A 23,522-nucleotide genomic window follows, 5' to 3' on the forward strand; every position below is an offset into this window, starting at 1 on the left:
GGCCATTATGAGGCTTCAAGTCACATTGAATATTCCTTCATCACGACCATCTCAGGAGAGAAAGGCATATTAAGGCATATTTTTGCATCTGTCACTTCAAAACGATAAGGATGTTCACGGATTCAGGTTGCAGTTTATCTTTACTGTTCTTCTTGGAGAAAAAACAATTCTTCAACGGTAGTCTCAAGCGCTTTTGCCAACTTCAGCGCAAGCACGGTGCTGGGAACAAACTTACCGTTTTCAATCGTATTGATCGTTTTCCTAGTAACGCCAACCAAATCAGCAAGTTGTTCTTGGGTCAAGTTTTTTTTTGCCCTATGAATTTTCAACGTGTTTTGCAATTTTTCCACGTCAGGTTCCTACCTTGTATTTTGATTTTACTGGGCTCGTTCGAAAATCAGAAAGGCAAGAAGAGCAGAAGTTACACCAAAGAAAATATTGGTCAGAATAACCCCCTGGACGGTCATTCCAACTAAAGGAGCGAGATAAAAAAGCGGTGCCTGCAACATGACAACGACCCAAAAACCGACTGCAAAACTTTTCAAGCGAGTATGTTGTATTCGTTCATCGTTCAATGTCTTGTTCAAGTCCGGATTTTTTCGCAGGATCATGACGAAACGAACAACTTGAAAGAGATAATATGCCCAGACAATTCCTCCGATTAGCGCGATAGGGGAAAGGATCGCTCCGACAAGTTCCACGGTCTCGTTGTTTGGCCAAATATACGAAAGCAGCATCGGGATTTGCCAAAATGTAAACCCTATTAAAAATCCAGACAACATCCTGATCCGGTATTGTTCGAATTTTGCTTTTTGGGAAGCCAAAAGCGGCACCTCCAAACCGAATGTAACTTATACTACTCATTTTATAACGTTTATGTTACTTTTTCAAGTTTATCCGGAAATACGAGCAGGCTGAGCGACACAAACACAACGGATCAGCGAATTGCGGCGCGGGAACGAACTACTAGTGTCGGCGGACGGGATCCAATGAAAAAGGGAGCCTAGCCATCGGCTCCCTTTCTAACCAACAAAATTACACACTCCACATGGCTCGTCTGCGGGAACATGTCCACCGGCTGCACCCATTCGATCCTATAGCCCGCATCGAGCAGCACGCGGCAGTCCTTCGCGAGCGTCGACGGGTTGCACGAGACGTAGACGAATCGGGCCGGCTTCACGTCGGCGACCGTCCGCAGCAGGGCGGAGTCGCATCCGGTGCGCGGCGGATCGACGAGGATGACGTCGGGGCGGAAGCCTTGCTTCACCCAGCGGGGCAGCAACTCTTCGGCCCGCCCGACATAGAAGCGGGCGTTCGTCCGGCCGTTCAGTCGGGCATTGCGTTCCGCGTCGTCGACCGCTTCGCGGATCGTCTCGATGCCGCGGACTTCGCGCGCGTGCGGAGCGAGCCAGAGGGCGATCGTGCCGGTGCCGCAGTAGGCGTCGACGACCGTCTCCCGGCCGGTCAGGGCGGCCGCTTCCCGCGCGAGGTCGTACAGCTTCACCGTCTGCTCCGGATTGAGTTGGAAGAAGGCGCGCGGCGAGAGCTTGAAGCGCAGGTCGCCGAGGCGCGTCTCCAGGTCGGGCCTGCCCCAGAGCAGCCGGGTGCGCTCGCCGAAGACAAGCGGGGAGCTGCCGCGGTTGACGTTGACCGAGATCGAGGTGATCTGCGGCAGCTCCCGGCGGATCGCCTCGACGAGCCGGTCCCGGCCGGGGAACTGCTCGGCGGAGGCGACGAGCGTCAGCTGCAGCTCGCCCGATTCGGGGGCGACTCGCAGCACGACGGTGCGCAGCGCGCCGTCCGGGCCGGCGCCGACCGGCACGCCGGCCCGCTCGGCCAGCCGCCGGATCCGCTCGGCGGCTGCGCTCACGGCCGGGTGCTGTACCGCGCACCCGGCGATGTCGACGAGCCGGCGGCTGCCCGGCTCGTACAATCCGAGGGCAAGCCCGCCGCCCGGCTTATGCCCCGCCTGAAGCTGCGCCTTGTTGCGGTAACGCCAGGGCTCGTCCATGCCGATGATCGGGCGCAGCGGCAGCGCCGCTTCCTCGAGGCCCGCGTAGCGCGCGAACGCTTCGCGCACGAGCTCTTCCTTCGCCGTGAGCTGGCCCGCGTAGTCCATATGCTGCAGCTGGCAGCCGCCGCAGCGGTCGTACACGGGGCAGACGGGCCTCACCCGATGCGGCGATCGCTTCTCGATCTCCACGATCCGGGCCGTCAGCCGGTTCGGCTCCACGCCGGTCACGGCCGCCTTTACGACTTCGCCGGGCAGGGCGCCGGGCACGAAGACGGCTTTGCGCTTGTAGTACCCGACGCCTTCGCCGTTGATGCCGATCCGCTTGATCGTCACGACGATCCGATCGCCCGGCCTGAGTTCGTCCGCTGCGGCGTCGGCAATCCGGACGGCGTCTTCGCGGCCGCTAGCCCGGGGCGCGGCAGCAGCGCGCACGCGCTTCGAACCTGCCCGGTCAGCACCCGCGCGCATCCGCTTCACTCCCGCGCGGTTTGCGCCGTCGTGCCCCCACTTCGCCTCCGCACGATCCGCATCATCGTGCACCTTTGTCGCCCCCGCACGGTCCGCGCCGCTTCGCTCCCGCTTGGCAACCGCGTGCGCCGCGCCTTTCCCGGGCTCCGTGCTCCGCTTGTCCTTCCGTCCGGGCGCGTCCGGCCTTCCGTTTCCGCTTCCCGCGCCATTCCGGCGATGTTCCCGCATCGTTGCATCCGCTCCGTTTCACTTGCTGGTCGTGTCCATCATAGCATGAACCGCGGACGCACTGCCATTGCGGGTTGGCGGTGGCGCCCGTCGCCGCGCCATAGAACGCCGCCGCCCCCGCCATAGAAGAAAAAAATGGTCTATTTTGTCGAAATCCCCAAGGTTCCGAAAAATAGACGAAATCGTTTCGCTTAATTCGCCAAAACACCTGGTTTTCAGCCGATTACACGGAGATAGAGGAAAAATATTCCTCTGTTCTGGACCGTTCCGCGCCAAACCGCTGAACAGAAGAAGCTATTTCCTCTATTCCGTCATACCGTCATACCGCCATACCGCTATTCCGCTGTTATTCCGCCATTCCGCAGAGCCGCCGCTTACCCCGCCCGGCCGGCCTGCACTTCCAGGTTCCGCAAAATCCCGTCGATCTCCGCCATCTGCTCCGGCGTGAGCGGACCAAACGCCATCGCCTTCGCCGCTTCTTCCGCCTGTGCGGCGGTCTTGATTCCGGGAATCGGGATCGTGTTCGCGCTGCGCCCCCAGATCCAGGCAAGCGCGCCCTGCACCAGCGACCGCCCGCCGGAGGTCAGCACGTCCTGGATGGCGTCCAGCGCGTCGAGATATTCCGGCACCGGCTTGCCGTCCTTGAACCAGCGCACCCAGGATTGCCCGCTGCCGCGCACATCGTCGCTCGCAAGCTTCGACGAGCGGTTGAACTTGCCGCTGAGCAGCCCCATGGCGAGCGGCGCGTTGTTGATGCTGGCGAGACCGTGACAATCGCACACCTCGACCATCGGCGAATCGGTCAGGACGTTGAGCGGATGCTGGAACGCGGCCGCGAAGGACCGCTTGGCGAACAGCTCGGCCGCTTCCGTATCTTCCGTGCTACAGCCGTACGCGCGGATCCACCCTTTCTTCCGGAGCTGGGCATCGCCCGGAACGTCGCCATCGAAGCCTACGAACAATTGATCGCGGAAGGCTACCTCGTCGGACGCATCGGTTCCGGCACCTTCGTGGCCGAGGGGATCACGCCGGGCATCGGCCTCCGCGCCGCCGGCACCCGCGAGGCGTCCGGCAGGACGGAGGCGGCCGCTCCGTCCGGGCAGGACGCACCGCGCGCAGGCGACGGAGCCAGCGGGTTGATCCGCTTCGACACCGGCGTGCCGGATCTGGAACGCTTCCCCCGCAGACGGTGGGCCCGCTATCTGAAAGAAGCGGCGGAAGAAGCGGAAGGCCGCTATGACTACCGCGATGTCCGGGGAGAGGAAGGGCTGCGCCGGGAAATCGCCGCGTTCCTGCATCGCTCCAGAGGAATGCGATGCGAACCGGACCGCATCATGATCGTCAGCGGCTCATCGGAAGGATTCGCCCTGGCCGCCCGGACGCTCAAGCCGCAGTTCGATTCCGTCTGCCTTGAAGATCCGACGATCGAGATTACGGGGCATATTTTCCTGCAGTCGGGCTACCGGATCGAGCCGGTGCCGGTCGACGAGTCCGGCATGCGGGTGCACGAGATCGGGACGCTGCCGCCCGGCAGATTGCTGGTTCTGACGCCGTCCCATCAATATCCGACCGGCAGCATCCTGCCGATCCAGCGCCGGCTGCATGCCGTCCAACTGGCCGAGGAAGCCGACGCCTACATTGTGGAGGACGATTACGACGGCGATTTCCGGCTGAAGGGGGTGCCGATTCCGCCGCTGTACACGCTGGGGCCCGAGCGCGTCATCTACGCGGGGACGTTCAGCAAGACGCTCGCGCCCGGGCTGCGCCTCGGCTTCCTCGTGCTGCCGCGCAGCCTGGCGGGGAAGTTCGCCGCTTTCAAGGAAGCGGCGAACCTGCGAACGCCCGCCGTGCTGCAGGCCGCCCTGGCCCGGTTCATCCGGGACGGGCACCTGGAGCGCCATATCTACCGGATGCGGGCCGTGTACCGCACCCGGCGCGCGCTGCTCATCGAGGCGCTGAACCGGCATTTCGGCGGGCGCGCCGTCATCCGGGGCGACGAAGCGGGGATGCACCTGCTGGTGGAATTTCCGGACCTTGATGCGGCTCCGGAGTGGTCCCGGTCGGCGGAATACGGCGTCGTCGTCGACTGTGTCGAAGATTACTGCCTGCAGCGGGGATTTCGCACCCGTCAGATCGTGCTCGGGTACGGCAATATCCGCGAGGAAGACATCGAGCCGGGCATCGAGCGGCTGAGCCGGTTTGTGCGGGAACGGGGATATGGCGATGGACAACCCTGCCGCCCGGTGGTACGATGGCCTTGGGAGACATAGGAGAAACCTGGAGGGAGAAATGGTTACAACATTCGCAAGACTCAGACGCGGCATTGCCATTTGCACCGCGGCTGTGCTGATCGCATGGCCGCTCACGGGAGCATGGACGCGGCCCGCCGCCGCGGCGCAGACGGCTCCCGTGGAGTCGCAGCAGGCCGGCATCCGGGTGATGATCGACGACAAGCCGTTCACGTTCTCGCCTTCGCCGGTTCAGGAGAACGGCGTGACGCTCGTCCCGATGCGGCAAATCTTCTCCGCGCTCGGCGCCCAGGTCACCTGGGTTCCGGCGACAAAGTCCGTTTTCGCGAAGAAAGGCACGATGATGGTCGCGCTGCAGGTCGGCTCGCGGCAAGCGGTCGTGAACGGCAACGCGGTCATGCTGGACGTTCCCGTACGGACCGTTGACGGCGCGACGATGGTGCCGCTGCGCCTCGTCGGCGACGCGTTCGGCGCGCGGACCGCATGGAATGCGGAAACCCGCACGATCTTCATCGAGACCGCGGAATACCGAGAAGCGCTCGAACGGGAGATGAAGGAGAAGTACGGGAAGCTGACTCCGGCGGAAATCGTGGCCATGAACGACGACAAGGTCGTCATGATCATCACCGACAACGCCCAGGGAAGCGGCGTCATCGTCGGCGACCGCTGGGTGCTCACGAACTACCACGTGATCGACGGCGCCGCTTCCGGCAACGTCATCCTGAACGACGGCACAATCGTCGGCATTCTCGGGGTGGCCGCCGCCGATGAAGACGCGGACCTGGCCATCGTGCAGACCTCGCGCCCGCTGGGCATTGCGCCGGTAACGTTCGCGGACTCGTCCACGGTGGACAAAGGCGACCGGATCGTGGCCATCGGCAGCCCGCTCGGCTACCAGAACACCGTATCCGAAGGCCTGATCAGCAACATGATCGACGAGGGAATCGTCAGCTACTACCAGATCAACGCGCCGGTTGACCGGGGCAGTTCCGGCGGCGCCGTGTTCAACGAATACGGCGAACTGGTCGGCATTACGACGGCCGTCATCCGGGATACGCTGGCCGATCTCAACTTCGCGGTCCCGGCGCTGTATGCCGAACTGCTCCTCATGGAACTGGAGGCGGACCCGCCTGCGCAGAACGAGATCCGGTTCCCGGAGAGCAAGCTTCCGGACAGTCTGGAAGGCGCGTCGAACGAAGAAATCCGCGGCCTGCTCGCGAAGGAATTCGGCAGCGCCCAGACGTCGAAAGGGACGGCCGTGTTCACCGACTGGACCGTCGCCCGCGACGCGCAGGGCTGGCTGGTCGTGACTGCGGTCATCAGCCCGTCCTTCTACATGCTGTACGGCAAAGATTCGGCAGGAGAGCTGCGCCTCTGGGCGATCGACCTCGCCGCCGAGCTGCGCCGCATGCTGCCGGATGTCAATCTTGAACTGATCGTCTATTATTCGCAGGTCTTCAACGCCGAACCGCGCGGCTTCGGGCCGGGCGTCGTGACGAATCTCGGCGACGGCCGCTGGCGCGTCCAATACGAAGTCATGCATCTGCAATATCTGGACAGACTGCATATCAGCGACAATTTCTAAATCAATCACGACACGGCGGCCTGCCGCTTCCGATCCGAAGGGAGCGGCGGGCCGATCCTTGTCCATCGAGGTTATGCCATGAAAATCGTGCTCGCCGCGCTCAACGCGAAATACATTCACACCTCGCTCGCCCTGCGCTGCCTGAAAGCGTACAGCGGGCGCGAATTCGACATTGAAATCGCCGAGTACACGATCAAGGACCCGGCGATGCACATTACCGCCGACCTGTACCGGAGGAAGCCGGACGTGGTCGGTTTCTCGTGCTACATCTGGAACATCGAGGAGACGATCACGGTCATCGACATGCTGCGCAAGGTGCTCCCCGATGTCCGCATCGTGCTCGGCGGCCCGGAGGTCAGCTACGACACGGAATACTGGATGGAGCGGCTGGATGCGGTCGATTTCATCGTCATGGGCGAGGGTGAGGAGACGTTTCACCATTTGCTGACCGAAATCCGGGGAGAAGGCAAGTTCCATTACGTGTTCGGCGCCGCATACCGCAAGACGCTGCCGGACGGAACGCGCGAAATCCGGATCAACCCGCCGCGGCCGAAGGCGGACCTCACGAAGATGCCCTCGCCGCACCGGTTCCCGGAAGACAGGCCGCATCTGAAAAACCGGATCGTCTACTTCGAGACGAGCCGCGGCTGTCCGTTCAGCTGCCAGTTCTGCCTGTCCAGCATCGAGACGGGGGTCCGATACTACGATCTCGAGCAGACGAAGGCGGACCTGCTCTATCTGATCGAATCGGGCGCCCGGCTGATCAAATTCGTCGACCGGACGTTCAACATCCGCCGCGACTATGCGCTCGAGCTGTTCCGCTTCCTGATCGACAACCATAACGGATGCGTCTTTCAGTTCGAGATCACCGCCGACATCATGCGGCCCGAAGTGCTCGAATTTCTGGCGGAACATGCGCCGCCCGGCATTTTCCGCTTCGAGATCGGCGTGCAGTCGACGAACGATCCGACGAACGAAGCGGTCATGCGCCGGCAGAACTTCGCCAAGCTGAGCCGCACGGTCACGACGATCCGCGACAGCGGGAAAATCGCCCAGCACCTCGACCTGATCGCCGGACTGCCGCATGAAGACTATGGCACGTTCCGCAAGACGTTCAACGACGTGTTCGCCCTGCGTCCCGAAGAGCTGCAGCTCGGTTTTCTGAAAATGCTGCGCGGAACCGGACTCCGGCGGGATGCGGCGAAATACGGCTACGTCTTCATGGATCGGGCGCCGTACGAGATTTTGTCGAACGATGTGCTCTCCTTCGGCGACATCGTGCGGATCAAGCGCGTCGAAGACGTGCTGGAGAAATACTGGAACGCGCACCGGATGGACCGTACGCTGCTGTATCTTGCGTTTCGGGTGTTCGAGTCGCCGTTTGATTTTTTCCAGCAGTTCGGAGACTACTGGGAGGAGCGGGGCTGGCAGCGGATCGGCCATCAGCTCGAAGATCTGTTCACCCGGCTGTGGTCGTTCCTCGAGGAATGCGGGCCTCCGGCACTGGAGCCGGATCTTGCGCTGGGCCTCATGAAATACGACTATTTCCTGAACCACAAGTACAAGCCGCGCGCCGTGTGGTGGGAGTTTCAAATGGACAAGCGGGAGCATGCCGCCTGGCTGCGCCGTCTGGCCGAGCGTCCGGAGGACGTATCCCCCTCGTTCGCCGCGGCGGGGCCGGACGAGAAGCTGCTGCAGAAACACGCCGTGATCGAGCGGCTGCCGTTTGATCTCGCCGCCTGGCTGGAAAATGGCGAATTTTCGCGAAATGTCGAAACACTGCTGGTTGTCTGCTACGGCCTGGGCGATGCAGGAACATCGGCGCATATGCTGCGTATCCAACCGGGCAGGGAGAATCATGCGAAAGGTGGTTAAAGAAGGGAAACGCGCGAAAATGTCGAATCTTTGCAGTGACAACCGAATAGCTGTGCACCAAGCTGATAAAGGCAAACCATATGAAAATATGGGACGCAAAGCCACGGGTCTAAGGCGGAATGCTATGACAGCCGGGCTGCCGGAGTTTGTGCAATCTGTGACGCAGACTGCCTTCATGAGCTTGGAGGCAGTTTTTTGCGGTCCGGTGTTTGCGTCCCCGCCTACGGGGGAGGAACATGTCGGATAGAACGCTTGCGAGGAAAGCATTCGATTGGAAAGGGGGAATTGATGTCATTCTGGCGGCGGCATCCGTCGCCTTGATGATCTTGCCGGCGATGCCTGCTTTTGTGTCCGGTTCCGGGTGGGCCGGATGTTTTCTGCTTCTTCTCTTGCGGCGGGCGGGCTTTCGCTTCGCCGCGGCTGCGGCGCTGGCGGCTGCGGCGGCCGGTTTCTGGCTCGGAGACCGTCCCTGGACCGTCTTCCTTGCCGTTCTCGAGATCGCGCTGCTCGCCGCATGGCTCAGGCGCGGCCGGGACGATCTGCTGCCCGCGGAGCTGGGCTACCAGCTGATCATTGCCGCGCCGTCCGCGCTGCTCATGGCGCTTACGGACGGTGGAACGGCCGCCGGTGCGGCGATGGCGGCTTCCGGCAGCCTCGTCGCCGGCGCGGCGTCCGCGCTGCTGGCCGATTTCCTGCATCATTATCGGCCGTTCGCCCGCCAGGCCCGCGGATCGCAGGAGGCCTGCCGCGTACCGCTGCGGCGCATGATCGCGCACCTGGCGGCGTCTGCCGCCGTCGCGCCCGCCCTGCTGATCATCCTGACCGCCGGCCTGCCCGGCATGTTCGACATCCTGCCGGCTCCGGCGATGGCGGCGGTCGCCGCGGCGGCGGCCGTGCTGCCTGCGGCGCTCGGCGCGCTCTGGCTGTCCGGCCGGATATCGGGCGCGTTCGAGCGCCTGGCGTCGGCCATGAACGGCCTGCACCTGAAGCTGCGGCAGGGCGCGGAGGTTCGCTGGCCGGCCGGCGGCGCGGCGGAAGCGGCCGAGATCGCCGAGCATTGCCGGGTGGTCGCGGACCATCTCGCGGTCCAGTACGACGCGAACGAGCAGCTGACGGAATCGCTGCGGGAGCAATCCGCCCGGCTCCGCGCCTCCGAAGCGGCGCTCGAGCGGCTGTCCTACCACGATACGCTCACATCGCTGCCGAACCGGTTCTATTTCTACGAGCGGCTGCGCGCGATGATGGACGAACACAGGGGCCGCGGCGTCGGCCTCATGCTGCTCGACGTCGACCGGTTCAAGCAGGTGAACGACTCGCTCGGCCACGCTTCGGGCGACGAGATGCTGCGCATCATCGCGGGCCGCCTGCGCGAGCTGTGCGGGGACGAGGCGGTCATCTGCCGGCTTGGCGGCGACGAATTTGCCATCATGGTGCCGGGCAATTCGCGCGATGCGCTGAGCCGGCTCGGCGACGCCATTCTTGAAGCGGCCGCGGAACCGGTGCGCGTGGGCGACAAGGAGCTGTACGTCGGCGCCAGCATCGGCATCAGCCTGTACCCCGACGACGCGGTCCGGGTGGAGGAGCTGGTCCGGAACGCGGATACCGCGATGTACACGGCGAAGGAAGCGGGCGGGCGGCGGTACGAGTTTTATTTCAGCTCCATGAAGGAACAGGTGTCCGAGCGGCTCGAAATGGAGACCAGCCTGCACAAGGCGCTGGAGCTCGGACAGTTCGAACTGTTCTACCAGCCGAAAATGGATGCGGACGGACTACAGACGTTCGGGTTCGAGGCGCTGATCCGCTGGTACCGCCCGGGCCGGGGTTACGTCCCGCCTGATCTGTTCATTCCGCTCGCGGAAGAGACGGGCGTTATCCAGGCGATCGGCGACTGGGTGTTGCGGACGGCCTGCAGGCAGTGCGTGGAGTGGCACAAAGCCGGGTATCCGCCGGCGGTCGTAGCGGTCAACGTCTCGACCCGGCAATTCGAGGACCCGAAATTTGTCGAACAGGTGGAAGACATTCTCGAGGAGACGGGCATGCGGCCGGAATGGCTTGAGCTCGAAATTACGGAGAGCTTCCTTCAGCGGGACAAGAACACCGTCATCGACATGCTGAAGCAGCTGAAGGACCGCGGCATCCGCATTTCGATCGACGATTTCGGCACGGGCTACTCGTCGCTGTCCCAGCTGAAAAATCTGCCGATCCACGCCGTGAAAATCGACCGCACGTTCATCCGGCACATCGACACCGACAGCATGAACGCGTCGATCGTATCGGCCATCATGGCGCTCGCCCACAGCATGAATCTGCGCGTCGTCGCGGAAGGCGTCGAGACGGAAGCCGAGCACCGGCTGCTGCGCAAGATGCATTGCGACGAGCTGCAAGGCTATTATTTCAGCGCGCCGCTCCGGGCGGAGGAGGCGCTGCCATATCTCCGGCTGATGCGGGATCCGGCCGGCAGAAAACAACGCGGCGCCGGCGATGCCGATGCCGATGACGCACATATCATGCGGCATTAGGGATGCCGCGGAATTGCAAGATCAAACATAACCGATGCGCCGGTGCGGCGCTGCCTGACGCTGCAGTGTGGGATGCACGCTGCAGCGTCTCTGCTTGGGGCGAGGCTGTACCGTGGTATGCACGTTACAGTCCCGCCGGCGGGGCTTTGCGCAGGGCTGTAGCGTGGCATGCACGCTGCAGGCGCCCCGGCGGGCCTCTGCGCGCCGCTGTAGCGCGGTATGCACGCTACAGGCGCCCCGGCTTTGCTCCACGCACCGCCACGTTCATAGCAGCCGTACCGAATCGGGACTGTCCGCATGGACGGTCCCTATTTTGTCGACGGCATGCCCTTTCCGCTTTCCGAAAACGTTCTTCACCATCCGCCACAAAGTCCCCCCTTTCGCCTCCCGGTCATAAAAAACGTTCGTCGTGGGAATATTTAACTTCGTGACTTTACCTGAAATTACGACATCGATTACGGGAGGACTCATGATTCTGAACGAGGATCAGCTTCGGCGCAGGGCGCGGGAGCTGGCTTTGACGCATACGTTGTCCGGCGGCGGACTGCGCGCATCATCCGCCTTGATCCGCGGATTCGACCGCGACGCTACGGAAGTTCGGGAATACGCGCTCAGACTTCAGCGGGAGGGACAAAGCGGGACGAGACCGGCCGAAGAATGGCTGCTCGATCATGCGGACTTCATCGCCGAACAAACCCTTCATATCCGCAAAATGATCCGCAGAGACGAAACGCGCCGCCTGCCCGCGCTGTCCGGCAGCCGGGAGCTGCGCGTACTGTCGCTCTGCGCAGATTATCTGGAGCATACGGACGGCCTGTTCGACGCCGATCTGCTCGCCGCGTATGCGGACGCGTATCAGGACATCGCCGTCCTGACGATCGGCGAGGTCGCGATGATGCCGCTGTTTGTCCGCATCGCGGTCATCCGGCGGCTGGCCGGCCTGGTCCGCACATTGAAAGAACGCCGTGAGGCGGGGGATCGAATCGACCGCATTCTGGAACCGTTCGCGGAGAAAACGCCCTCGGCGACTGCCATCCGGGATGCGCTGGACAGCGCCGGCGAGACGCTGCCGCTCTCCGGTCCGACCATCGTCCATCTCGTCGACCGGCTCGGCGAAATGGCCGAATACGCGGGCGACGTGCGGGAATGGCTCGTCTGCCGGCTCGACCCGGAACAGGAAAGTCTGGAGCGGATCATCGCGCACGAGCACAGGCTGCAGGCGTCGTACGAAGTGTCGGCGAGCCACGCGATCCAATCGCTGCGGCGGCTGGACCGCCTGGACTGGAGCGGCATGTTCGAGCGGCTCTGCCATGTCGACCGGGTGCTCCGGACGGAGGCGGCGGGCACGTACCCGCTGCTCGACGCTTCCAGCCGGCAGGTGCTGCTCGGCCGGGTGCAGGTGCTGGCCCGACGCATGCGCGTGCCCGAGACGCTGGCGGCGAAACAGGCGGTGGAACTTGCCGCCCGCTATGGCGAGCGCCCGGATCGCGCCGGTCAACAGGTGCGGGCCGACGTGACGCAGGCCGGGAAGGCCGATGCGCTGCGGACCGGCCAGGCCGAGGAGCAGCAGGATTGCCAGGACGGCGGCATCCTGCCGCGCCCGGCCTACGCGGCGTATTACCTGCTCGATCCGCGCGGCGTCCGGGCGCTCTGGCGCGCGCTGAAACTGTGCGCGAAGCCACGCGCCATGCCCCGGGCGGCGATCAAACAGATGCGCCTTCCCGCTTACTTCGGCGCGCTGGCCGGCGTTTTCGCCGTCCTGTGGGCGCTCGCCGTCTGGCTGGCTGCGCCCGCTTTCGGCGCCTCCGGCGGACAGGCCGTCCTGGCCGCGGTGACGGCGCTTCTGCTCGCGTTTCCGGCGAGCGAATGGGCCGTGCAGATCGTGCACCAGTCCATCTGCGCGTACTGCCAGTCGCGGCCGCTGCTGCGCTACGACTATTCCACGGGCATTCCGGATGACGCCGCGGCGATGGTCGTCGTGCCGGTGATCTGGACCAGCCCCTCGCAGGTTCGCGAGAGCGCCGAGCGCCTCGAACTCCATTATCTCGCCAACCGGGACCCGAACCTGCATTTCGCGCTGCTCGGCGATTTCGCCGATGCGGACGCGGAGACGAAGGAAGAGGACCAGGCGATCGCCGATGAAGCCGTCCGCGCCATCGAGGCGCTCAACCGGGCATACGGCTCGGAAGGCGGTTCGACATTTCACGTGTACATCCGGCGCAGAACCTGGAACGAAGCGGACAAAGTCTGGATGGGCTGGGAGCGGAAACGCGGCAAGCTGGTCGAATTTGCGGATTTGCTGCGCGGCGAATCGAACACGTCTTACGCCGTGCGCGTCGGCGATCCGTCGGTGCTGCCCGGCATCCGCTACCTCATCACGCTGGATGCCGACACGCAGCTCCCGATCGGCGCGGCGCAGCGGATGATCGGGACGATGCATTACCCGTACAACCGTCCGCGGCTGAACAAGGAAGGCACGCGCGTGGAGGAAGGCTACGGCGTCCTGCAGCCGCGCATCGGCGTCAGCCACGAATCGGCGATGCGTTCCCGGTTCGCCAGACTCTGGTCCGGCGAACCGGGCATCGATCCTTACGCGTTCGCCGTGTCGGACCCGTACCAGGACGGTCTGGACGTCGGGATTTTTACGGGCAAAGGCATCATCGACGTCGACGCGTTCCGCGCGGTGCTCCGCGAGCGCATTCCGGACAACCGGGTGCTGAGCCACGATCTGCTGGAAGGCGGCTTCCTGCGCAGCGGGCTGCTGCCCGACATCGAGCTGGTGGACGGCCATCCGGCGACGTTCAGCGCCTACCAGCACCGGCAGCACCGCTGGATACGCGGGGACTGGCAGCTGCTGGGCTGGCTGCGCCGCACGGCGGAAGACCGCAGCGGGCGGAAGCGGCGCGTCGACCTGTCGCCGCTGACGCGCTGGCAGATCACCGACAATCTGCGCCGCAGCCTGCTCACCCCCGGGCTGCTCGTGCTGCTCGTGCTGACCATGCTCCTGCCGGCCGGATCCGGAACGGCCGTCGCCGTCATCGCGCTGGCGACGCTGGCGATGCCGGTGTGGCGCGCGCTCGCCGCGCCCGGGCGGCTCATCCACCGTCCGTCCGTCCTCGCCATAGCCGCCGGGCAGTCGCTGTCGGCGCTCGCGACGCTGCCCTATCAGGCGGTCATGACCGTCGACGCGATCGCCCGGGCGCTCTACCGGATGGCCGTCTCCCGCCGGAAACTGCTGGAATGGATCAGCTCGGCGGAAGTCGAGCGGCTCAGCCCGCGCCGGTTGATGGGGCTGGAATGGGGGCTTGCGCTTGCCATCTCGACCGGAATCCTGGCGTTTTTCGCCGCTTCGCCCGCCCAGACGGCCATCGGCCTTTCGCTTGCCGCGATCTGGGCGGCGGCTCCCGTCGTCATCGGCTGGCTGGACAAGTCCGCTCCGGCCGGCGAAGACGGATTGACGGAGGCGGAACGGAACGAACTGCGGAAGCTGGCCGCGGATATCTGGCGCTTCTATGAAGACTACACGACGGAGCGGGACAACTGGCTGCCGCCGGACAACGTGCAGATCGATCCGCCGGTCGGCGTCGCCCACCGCACGTCGCCGACGAACATCGGCATGCTGATCGCCTGCACGGTGACGGCGCGGGATTTCGGGTTCATCGACACGCCCGGCATGATCGAGCGGCTGGAGCGGACGATCGGCACGGTCGAGCGGATGGAAAAATGGAACGGCCACCTCTACAACTGGTACAACACGGAGACGCTTCGTCCGCTGCCGCCGCAATACGTGTCGACCGTCGACTCGGGGAACCTGATCGGCTGCCTGATCGCCGCGAAGGAAGGGCTCGCCGAGTGGCTCAGGCGCGATTATCCGGACGGAGAAGCGGAGGAGGGCGCCGGTAAGCGCATGGCGTCGACCACCGGGGAACGGGAGCCGTCCGCGCCGCGCGGACCGGAGCGGCTGCAGCCGGTGACGGCCGATCTTGAGGCGTCGGCGGAACCGGTCGGCGCGTACGGCTTGTCCCGCCCGCAGGCCGAAACCGGCGATTGGGCAGCCCGCGGACGCCGGCTCATCGAGCGGATGGAGGCGCTCATCGCGGGCACCGATTTCCGGCCGCTGTTCGATCCCGCAACCAAGTTGTTCAGCCTCGGCTGCCACACCGCAACCGGGGAGAAAGAGACGATTCTTTACGATCTGCTCGCCTCGGAAGCCCGGCAGGCGAGCTTCATCGCGATCGCGCTCGGACAGGTGCCCGTCTCGCACTGGTTCAAGCTCGGCCGCGCCATGACCCGGACCGGCGGCGGCAAGGCGCTCGTCTCCTGGTCGGGCACGATGTTCGAATATTTGATGCCGCCGCTGCTCATGCGCACCTACGCAGGGACGGTCTGGGACGCCACCTACCGCGCCGTCATCCGCAAGCAGGCGGAGTACGCGCGGCTGCGCGGCGTGCCGATGGGCATTTCGGAGTCGGGCTACTATGCGTTCGACTTCCAGATGAACTATCAATACCGGGCGTTCGGGGTGCCCGGCCTCGGGTTCAAGCGCGGCCTTGAGACGGATCTCGTCGTCGCGCCTTACGCCACGGTCATGGTGCTGCCCTACGAGCCGCGGCTCGCGATGGATGAACTGAGGAAAATGGAAGCGCTCGGCGCGCGCGGAGAATACGGCTACTACGAAGCGATCGATTGCACCCGCGAACGTCTGCCCGAGGGCAAAACGAACGTCGTGATCCGCAGCTTCATGGCGCACCACCAGGGCATGATGCTGCTCACCCTCGGCAATCTGCTGCTGGATTCCAGCATGGTGGACCGCTTCCATGCCGACAAGCGCGTCCGCTCCGCCGAGCTGCTGCTGCAGGAGCGGGTGCCCGAACGTCCGGCGCTTGTGCTGCACGCGGCCGCCGCGCCGCTCCGCATGCAGGATCCGGACCAGCGGCTGAAGGCGCCGCAGCGGACGTTCCGCACGCCGCATCCGCCGCATCCGGAAGTATGCGTGCTGTCGAACGGGTCCTTCACGACCGTCGTCACCGCCTCCGGGAACGGCTTCATGCGCAGCGACGGGTTGGCGGTGACGCGCTGGCGGGAAGACGCCTGCGCCGACGAGTGGGGAAGCGGCGTCTATATCCGCGATGTCGAGGGGGAGACGGTCTGGTCGGCCGCATGGCACCCGACCGGTTCGGCCGGGGACGAATACGCGGCGGAGTTCTCGCTGGAGCAGGCGCGGTTCATGCGCCGGGACGGCGACATCCGGACGACGATGGATATATGCGTCTCGGCCGAAGGAAACGCGGAAATCCGCCGGATTACGATCACGAACCTGGGCGAAACCGCCCGGCTGCTCGAGGCGACGACCTTCGTCGAACTGGCCTTGGCCGAACCGGCGGCGGACGCGGCGCATCCCGCGTTCAGCAAGCTGTTCATCGAAACGTCGTTCGATGAAGGGCAGGAAGCGCTGCTTGCCCGGCGCAGACCGCGGAGTGGCGGCGACCGGCCGGTCTGGGCGGTGCACGGACTCATTCCGTGCGGGGAATCGGTCGGTCCGATCGAATACGAGACCGACCGGGCGCGGTTCATCGGGCGCGGCGGGTCGATGCGGGAACCGCAGGCGATCCGTTCGCGGCTCACCGGCACGGTCGGCGCGGTGGTCGACCCGATCTTTGCCGTGCGCAGGCGATTTTCCGTGCAGGCGGGCGGCCAGGTGAAATTGATCGTCGTCACGGGGACGGCCGCATCGCGGGAGGAAGCGCTCGAGCTGTACGGCAGATTCAGCACGGCGCAGCAGGTGGAGCGCGCCTTCCAGCTCGCCTGGACGCGCAGCCGGATCGAGCTGCATCACCTGCACATGCAGTCGGCGGAAGCTTCGCTCTGCCATGTCCTGGCGGGGCGCGTGCTGTATACGCCGCCGCTGCAGGCGGAGCGGGCCGAGGCGCTTGGCCGCGGCCCGTTCAGCCAGTCCGAGCTGTGGCCGCTCGGCATTTCCGGCGATCTGCCGATCGTACTTGTGCTGGCGCAGGATACCGCGGGCACGGCGACGGCGGCGGAGCTCATTCGCTGCCACGAATGGCTGCGCCGCGGCGGCATCGTGTTCGATCTGGTGTTCCTGATCGAATCGCCAGGCGGTTACCAGCAGGAATTGCGCGACCGTCTCACGCGGCTGATCGAACAGTCCGTGCCGCGCATGTACGACGACCGTCCGGGGCATACGTACGCGCTGAGTGCCGATCAGCTGCGGGAAGAGGATAAGCGGCTGCTCGCCGCCTCCGCCCGGATCATCCTCCGCCTGGACGGGTCCAGCCTGCGCGCGCAGCTGCGCATCATGTCCGCGGCGGCCAAGGCGGCTGCGCCGGCATTTGTGCCGGCGGCCGCGGACGCCGAAGCGGCGGATGTCGACGCCGGTCTGGCGGAAGAGGCGCGGGAAGGGCTGGTGCTGTGGAACGGCTGGGGCGGTTTTGTCCCGGACGGTTCCGAGTACCGGATCGTGCTGCCCGAACGCAAAAGCCTGCCCGCTCCCTGGTCGAATGTGGCGGCGAACCCGGACTTCGGCTTCCTGATCACCGAGCGCGGCACGGGCTACACCTGGTTCCGGAACAGCCGCGAGTTCAAGCTGACGCCCTGGTCGAACGATCCGGTGCTCGATCCGGCCGGGGAAGCGTGCTACATCCGCGACGAGGAGACGGGGCGGTTCTGGTCGATCACCCCGGCGCCGGCCGGCGGTCCGGGCGCGGCGGTCGTCTCCCACGGCCGCGGGTATTCGCGGTTCGAGCGCCGATGCTTCGGCATCCGCCAGACGATGACGGTGTTCACCGCGCGGCACGATCCCGTGAAAATTACGGAGATCCGCCTCGTGAACACGGGGAACCGGCGGCGCCGTCTGTCCGTTACCGGGTATGTCTCCTGGGTGCTCGGCGTCAGCCGGGAAAACGGCGCGCCGTACATCGGGTCGGAATGGGACGGCAGGGCGCTGTACGCCCGCAACGCCTGGCAGGAGACGTTCCGGTCCGAGACGGCGTTTCTCGGCATCGCCGCGGATGAAGGCGAAGGCGGGCCGGCCGTCTGCACGGCCGACCGGCGCGAATTTATCGGCCGGGGCGGCAGCATGGCCGAGCCGGCGGCGATGAAGCGCCGGACCCTGTCGGGGGCCGTGGGCCGGTTCGCCGACAACTGCGGCGCCGTGCAGCTGGTGATCGAGCTGGAACCGGGCGCCGAGCGGACGGTATGCCTCCTGCTCGGCTGCGGCCGGGATATTGAAGAAGCGCGGGCGCTCGTCTCGGCGTATGCGAACGTGGAGCGGTGCAGGGATGCTTTCGGCGAAGCGGCGGGCTTCTGGGCGGAGACGCTCGGACAGCTCCGGGTCGCAACGCCCGATCCCGCGATGGATATGCTGCTGAACGGCTGGCTGCTCTATCAGACGCTCTCCTGCCGGATGTGGGCGCGCTCCGCCTTCTATCAGTCCGGCGGCGCGTACGGCTTCCGCGACCAGCTCCAGGATTCACTGGCGCTGCTGCATACCCGGCCGGATCTGACGCGCAAGCAAATTCTGATCCACGCCGCCCATCAGTACCGGGAAGGCGACGTGCAGCACTGGTGGCACGAGGAGACAAAGCGGGGCGTCCGTACCCGCTATTCGGACGACCTGCTCTGGCTGCCCTACGCGACCGCGCGCTATGTGCTGCACATGGGCGACATGAGCTTGCTGGACGAGACGCGGCCGTTCCTGGTCAGCGAGGAGCTGGGCGAAGGCGAGCATGAGCGCTACGAGCAGACGGTCGAATCGGACGAAGCCGGCACGGTCTACGAGCACTGCCTGCGCGCGATCGGCCGCGCGCTCCGCTTCGGCAGCCACGGCCTGCCGCTCATGGGCATCGGCGACTGGAACGACGGGATGAACAGCGTCGGCAGCGAAGGCCGGGGCGAGAGCGTCTGGCTCGGCTGGTTCCTGATCACGGTGCTGGATCTGTTCTCGCGGGTATGCGAACGGCGCGGCGACGGTGTCCGGGCCGCCGAAATGCGGCGGACGCGGGAGTCGCTTGCGGAGGCGCTGAACCGGCACGCGTGGGACGGCGAATGGTACCGGCGGGCGTTCACCGACGGCGGCGAATGGCTCGGCACGAACGGCGGGCGCGAATGCCGCATCGACGCGATCGCCCAGTCATGGTCCGTCATTTCGGGCGGCGCGCCGCCCGAGCGGGCGCTGCGGGCGATGCAGTCGTTCGACCGCGAGCTGGTCGATCGGACGGCACTGGTCGCGCGGCTGCTGACGCCGCCGTTCGACACGACCGATCCGTCGCCCGGCTATATCCAGGGCTATCCGCCCGGCATTCGGGAGAACGGCGGCCAGTACACGCACGGCGTCATCTGGAGCATCGTCGCCTGGGCCGTCCTGGGCGACGGGGACAAGGCGTTCGAGTTGTTCGATCTGCTGAACCCGATCCGGCACACCTCGTCGCCCCGCGACATCGGCGTGTACCTCGGCGAGCCGTATGCCATGGCGGCGGACGTATACATGTCGAATCCGTACCGCGGCCGGGCAGGCTGGACGTGGTACACGGGCGCCGCCGGCTGGATGTACCAGGCCGGGCTTGAGTGGATTCTCGGCATCCGCAGGGAAGGCAGCCGGCTGTTCCTGGAACCGCGGATTCCGGCGGGATGGCCGGGCTATTCGGCCGAGTACCGGTACGGCGGCAGCGTGTACGCGATCGAGGTGCGGAATCGGCAGTCCGGCGGTACCGGGCCGGGCCTTACGGTCGACGGCAAGCCGGTGCCGGCGGAGCCGGGGGCCGATGCGGCCGGCCATTCGCCGGCATCGGCGACGGCCGCGCCCGGCGGCTGGCATGTCGCCCTCGTCGACGACGGCGCCCGGCACGAAATCGTGCTGCAGTTGTGACGGCACGTCCCTGCCCCTATGCGGGGCGGGGATTTTGTTTGTCCGGGCCGGCCGGCCGGCGGGCTCTGACCAAAACCCGGCTGGAAAACAATGCGGCGCAACGGCATAATGGGTCATACCGGATGCCCCGCAAACGAAGAAAATACTTCGCAAACGGCGGCACCACGCTGGCGGCGAAGCCGGATCAAGCATCACAATCGGATCAGGTGCCGCAATCGGAGCAACACTATGTACGGAACAATTTCCCGAACCGGGGACATCGCAACCGGAGACAAGATCATCGGAGAGAAGATTCCGCACACGGATACTGCATCGGAGGAGAACATAGGAGGAGCATCCATGCGATCGGAGCACCATGTCGGAAAGGGGCTGAGGCATCATGAATGGCGGTGTCGATCTGTATCTGCTTGCCGGCGTCAAGACGTGGCCGACCTATTTCCGGGAACCGGCGGAACGGCTGAAGGCGATGAGCATCGAGGCGGGGTATGCGGACGCTGACGTACACGTGTTGTACCCGTACGGCGACCATACGATCCCGCTGCACCGCCAGCTGCGGGAAGTGACGCGGGATGTGGCGCGCAGGCTGGCGCTCGCGGCTGACAATCTGCAGCCTGCCATCGACCGGCTGGGCGATTTGCAGATGGAAGCTGCCGGCGAGTATGCATCGGCCGAAGGCTCGCCGCGGCACGGCGCAGCCGCGCAACCGGCCGAGCCCCGAAGCAGCGCGGTTGAGGCGCCGGCGGAGCCGATCGTCGAGGCGATCCGCGAGCGTTCGGCGGGCCGCGTCGTCGTGCTGATCGGCCACAGCGGCGGCGGCGTCGCCGCTTACCATGCGGGGCGGCGCCTGCTGGCCGAGGGCGCCGTGCGCGACTGCCGAATCGTCCAGATCGGCTCGCCGAAGGTGCGCATCCATCCCGCCTTGCGGGACCGGACGGCGTATTTCTATGCGACGGACGAACGCGGCCGCATCCGCGATCCGATCACGCGGCTCGGCACGTGGGGCGGCATCCGCAAAGCCGCCGCCGGCATTCCGGTCTGGGATTCGCGCCGGTGGGCGCCGGGCCATATCGCCGCCATCACGATCGACGGCGGGCACAAGGACTATTTTCAGCACGGGCCGTCCGGCGCGGCGGCGAAGACGACGAACCTGGAGCGAACGGCCGCGGCGGTCCTGGACTGGCTGGTCCGCTCGCTCCGGCCGGTACGGCCGCCTTCCCCGGCTCAGTAGCCTTTGTCGTAGTTGACGAGATTGATCAGCCGGTCCGTCTCTCCGCGCAGATAGATCTCCAGGTTGGCCGCGAACAGATCGGCGACCCGCTCTTTCAGCCGGTTCGTGTGGCCGGCGGTGTGCGGCGTCAGGATGACGTTGTCGAGCGCCCGGAGCGGATGCCCGGACGGCAGCGGCTCCTCCTCGAACACGTCGAGCCCGGCGCCCGCGATCCGGCGTTCGCGCAACGCTTCGACCAGCGCCTCCGTCTTGACGCTCGCGCCGCGTCCGACATTGATGAAGAACGCGGTCGGCTTCATCAGGCGAAAACGCGCTTCGTCGAAAATGCCGCGCGTCTCGGGCGTATCCGGCAGCACGTTCACGATATAGTCGCTCTCGGCGATCGCCTCGTCGAGCTTGTCCATTCCGTCCACCCGGTCGTAGGCGGGCTGCGGAGCGGGCGTGCGGCGGATGCCGATCGTGCGCATGCCGAAGGCGCGCGCCAGTTCGGCGATCCGTGTGCCGATGGCGCCGGCGCCGACGATGAGCGCCGTCCGTCCATACAGTTCCGACAGCTCGGACGGGCGGTGCCATTCCCCGGCCATCTGGCTGCGCACGGCGATATGGATGCCCCGCGTCAGGCCGAGCATGTGCGCGAGGGCCGTCTCCGCTACGGCGACCGAGTGCACGCCGGCGGCGTCGGTGAGCAGCACGCCGCGCTGCCGCAGCTTCTCGAGCGGCAGGCTGTCGATGCCGGCCGACCACGTCTGTACCCAGCGCAGCTTCGCACCTTCCTGCAGGCAAATTTCCGCGACCCGGTCGTTCCAGCCGCACACCGCTTCCGCATCCCGATAGACGTCAGGCCCGATTTCGGCCGAACGTCCGAAAACGATGGTGGCACCGGGCGCTGCCCGGCGGATTTTCTCCTGTTCTTCGGGGCCGAATCCGTGCAGGCACAGTATGGTTCCCATCGGTCTTGTCCTCCGTTTCTCGTGATGAATTCCTGAACATTATAGCACAACCGCAACACGGGCCGGGAAAATGGATGCGGGTGAACGATCGAAAAATCCGATTTTTCCGGCCAAGGAAGATGTTTTATAATGGGAATGTGCGAAATGCTTGCGTACAAGCAATAATTTGCAAAGGACGTGAAACGATGGTCGGATTGGAGACGCCGTTTGAACACAAAGGGCTCAAGCTGCGCAACCGGATCGTCATGCCGCCCATGTGCCAGTACTCGGCGCACGGCCAGGACGGCATGCCGACGGAATGGCATTATGTCCATTATGTATCCCGCGCGGTCGGCGGCACCGGGCTGATCATCATCGAGATGACGAACGTCGAGCCGGCCGGCCGCATTTCGAACCGCTGCCTCGGTCTCTGGTCGGACGATCATGTGCCGGCGTTCCGCCGCATCATCCGCGCGTGCCAGGAGCACGGCGCGAAGGTCGCGATCCAGATCGCGCACGCCGGCCGGAAGGCGGAGGACGAGCCGGTGCCCGTCGGTCCGATGGCCGAAGCCTACAGCGAGCGGTACAGAACGCCGCGCGCCCTGACGACGGAGGAAGTGAAAGGGCTCGTGGTCAAATTCGCCGAGTCGGCCAGACGGGCGGTGGAAGCCGGAGTCGATGCCGTCGAGCTGCACGGCGCGCACGGTTACCTGATCCACCAGTTCCTCTCGCCGTATTCGAACCGGCGCGACGACGAATACGGCCGCGACCGCGTATTGTTCGCCGAAGAAGTCGTCCGGGCCGTCAAGGCGGTGCTGCCGCCCGACATGCCGCTGATCTTCCGGCTGTCGGCCGTCGAATACGTCGACGGCGGCTACGACATCGACTACTCGATCGATTTCGGCAAGCGGCTCAAGGCGGCGGGAGTCGATATCTTCGATGTCTCGTCGGGCGGCGAGGGCAAGCCGGGCAAACGGAAACCTTCGGACACGCCCGGCTTCCAGGTGCCTTACGCCCGCGCGTTCAAGGAAGCGCTCGGCGTTCCGGTCATCGCCGTCGGCCGGCTGGACAATCCGCAGGTGGCGCAGATGGTGCTCCGGAACGGGGATGCCGATCTCGTCGGCGTCGCCCGCGGCATGCTGCGGGATCCGTACTGGTCGCTGCATGCGATCCGGGAGACGACCGGGCTGTCCAAGGAGATCGCCCCGAAACAGTACGAACGCGGATTCTGATGCACACCGGCGCGGCAAGGGGCTTTCGCGGAAGCGGGGTCCCTTTTTTCATGCGGATTCGCTTTTTCTCCCGAATAGGCGTATAATGGCAGGAACGCCCCGGGTCGCCAAGGCATGCGCGCGTCCGGTTGTGGCCGGTGCCGCATGCCCCCTGAGGGCAAGGGAGGAAAAAAGAATTGTCAGGAACTCAACTTTCGCACCTAGAAAATCAATGTAAAACCAATTGTGGAGCGGGCTTAGGGTCTGTTGAATAGCCAGCTTGCCAAAATAGAAAAACACCGCTTCGTTTGGTAAAGTGAGAGTGACGACTT

Annotated in this window: 13 protein-coding genes and 1 riboswitch; of the genes, 7 read left to right on the forward strand and 6 right to left on the reverse strand. The window is 65.1% G+C overall.

Going from position 1 to position 23,522, the window contains the following annotated elements; translation table 11 throughout:
• Positions 1-140 precede the first annotated feature (140 nt).
• From C6W55_RS00680 to C6W55_RS00695, 4 genes are all read right to left on the reverse strand, one after another.
• On the reverse strand, positions 141-350 hold the full coding sequence (locus C6W55_RS00680; protein WP_015253880.1) for a helix-turn-helix transcriptional regulator: 210 nt from the start codon (positions 348-350) through the stop codon (positions 141-143).
• A gap of 27 nt (positions 351-377) precedes the next feature.
• Positions 378-824 (reverse strand): hypothetical protein, encoded by a 447-nt coding sequence (locus C6W55_RS00685; protein ID WP_041853800.1) that lies wholly within the window; start codon positions 822-824, stop codon positions 378-380.
• A gap of 179 nt (positions 825-1,003) precedes the next feature.
• A complete protein-coding gene (gene rlmD / locus C6W55_RS00690; protein ID WP_286890854.1) occupies positions 1,004-2,710 on the reverse strand; it encodes a 23S rRNA (uracil(1939)-C(5))-methyltransferase RlmD in 1,707 nt (568 codons plus the stop codon).
• A 374-nt stretch (positions 2,711-3,084) separates the two neighbouring features.
• On the reverse strand, positions 3,085-3,672 hold the full coding sequence (locus tag C6W55_RS00695; protein ID WP_286890857.1) for an aldo/keto reductase: 588 nt from the start codon (positions 3,670-3,672) through the stop codon (positions 3,085-3,087).
• On the opposite strand from C6W55_RS00695, the gene pdxR reads away from it, so the two are divergent.
• From pdxR to C6W55_RS00725, 6 genes are all read left to right on the forward strand, one after another.
• The gene (gene pdxR / locus C6W55_RS00700) at positions 3,673-4,980 is read left to right on the forward strand and encodes a MocR-like pyridoxine biosynthesis transcription factor PdxR (RefSeq protein ID WP_286890859.1); all 1,308 of its coding nucleotides are present in this window, start codon (positions 3,673-3,675) and stop codon (positions 4,978-4,980) included.
• A gap of 19 nt (positions 4,981-4,999) precedes the next feature.
• Positions 5,000-6,544 (forward strand): stalk domain-containing protein, encoded by a 1,545-nt coding sequence (locus C6W55_RS00705; protein ID WP_286890862.1) that lies wholly within the window; start codon positions 5,000-5,002, stop codon positions 6,542-6,544.
• A gap of 78 nt (positions 6,545-6,622) precedes the next feature.
• On the forward strand, positions 6,623-8,419 hold the full coding sequence (locus tag C6W55_RS00710) for a B12-binding domain-containing radical SAM protein (RefSeq protein ID WP_286890864.1): 1,797 nt from the start codon (positions 6,623-6,625) through the stop codon (positions 8,417-8,419).
• 60 nt (positions 8,420-8,479) lie between these two features.
• A riboswitch (cyclic di-GMP riboswitch) is annotated at positions 8,480-8,563 on the forward strand.
• Positions 8,564-8,655: 92 nt separating this feature from the next.
• A complete protein-coding gene (locus C6W55_RS00715) occupies positions 8,656-10,938 on the forward strand; it encodes a putative bifunctional diguanylate cyclase/phosphodiesterase (protein ID WP_286890866.1) in 2,283 nt (760 codons plus the stop codon).
• 469 nt (positions 10,939-11,407) lie between these two features.
• On the forward strand, positions 11,408-19,822 hold the full coding sequence (locus C6W55_RS00720; RefSeq protein ID WP_286890869.1) for a GH36-type glycosyl hydrolase domain-containing protein: 8,415 nt from the start codon (positions 11,408-11,410) through the stop codon (positions 19,820-19,822).
• A gap of 379 nt (positions 19,823-20,201) precedes the next feature.
• Positions 20,202-21,050: an alpha/beta hydrolase family protein gene (locus tag C6W55_RS00725; RefSeq protein ID WP_286890870.1), complete on the forward strand. Its 849-nt coding sequence runs from the start codon at positions 20,202-20,204 to the stop codon at positions 21,048-21,050.
• Here the strand turns inward: C6W55_RS00725 and C6W55_RS00730 are convergent.
• A complete protein-coding gene (locus C6W55_RS00730) occupies positions 21,044-22,000 on the reverse strand; it encodes a D-2-hydroxyacid dehydrogenase (protein WP_286890872.1) in 957 nt (318 codons plus the stop codon). The two genes, C6W55_RS00725 and C6W55_RS00730, sit on opposite strands and share 7 nt — an antisense overlap.
• A 185-nt stretch (positions 22,001-22,185) precedes the next feature.
• On the opposite strand from C6W55_RS00730, the gene C6W55_RS00735 reads away from it, so the two are divergent.
• On the forward strand, positions 22,186-23,211 hold the full coding sequence (locus tag C6W55_RS00735) for an NADH:flavin oxidoreductase/NADH oxidase (protein ID WP_286890873.1): 1,026 nt from the start codon (positions 22,186-22,188) through the stop codon (positions 23,209-23,211).
• 48 nt (positions 23,212-23,259) lie between these two features.
• On the opposite strand, the gene C6W55_RS00740 is transcribed toward C6W55_RS00735, so the two are convergent.
• The coding region (locus C6W55_RS00740; protein WP_286890874.1) for a hypothetical protein at positions 23,260-23,522 on the reverse strand (263 nt) is incomplete at its 5' end.

Source organism: Thermobacillus sp. (assembly GCF_003390775.1).
GTDB lineage: Bacteria > Bacillota > Bacilli > Paenibacillales > Paenibacillaceae > Thermobacillus > Thermobacillus xylanilyticus.

Bases quoted from the DNA above. Each gene is read 5' to 3' on its own strand.
- C6W55_RS00730 (WP_286890872.1), bottom strand. From the start codon at position 22,000: ATGGGAACCATACTGTGCCTGCACGGATTCGGCCCCGAAGAACAGGAG.
- C6W55_RS00715 (WP_286890866.1), top strand. From the start codon at position 8,656: ATGTCGGATAGAACGCTTGCGAGGAAAGCATTCGATTGGAAAGGGGGA.
- C6W55_RS00725 (WP_286890870.1), top strand. From the start codon at position 20,202: ATGAATGGCGGTGTCGATCTGTATCTGCTTGCCGGCGTCAAGACGTGG.
- rlmD (WP_286890854.1), bottom strand. From the start codon at position 2,710: ATGCGGGAACATCGCCGGAATGGCGCGGGAAGCGGAAACGGAAGGCCG.
- C6W55_RS00735 (WP_286890873.1), top strand. From the start codon at position 22,186: ATGGTCGGATTGGAGACGCCGTTTGAACACAAAGGGCTCAAGCTGCGC.
- C6W55_RS00710 (WP_286890864.1), top strand. From the start codon at position 6,623: ATGAAAATCGTGCTCGCCGCGCTCAACGCGAAATACATTCACACCTCG.
- C6W55_RS00705 (WP_286890862.1), top strand. From the start codon at position 5,000: ATGGTTACAACATTCGCAAGACTCAGACGCGGCATTGCCATTTGCACC.
- C6W55_RS00720 (WP_286890869.1), top strand. From the start codon at position 11,408: ATGATTCTGAACGAGGATCAGCTTCGGCGCAGGGCGCGGGAGCTGGCT.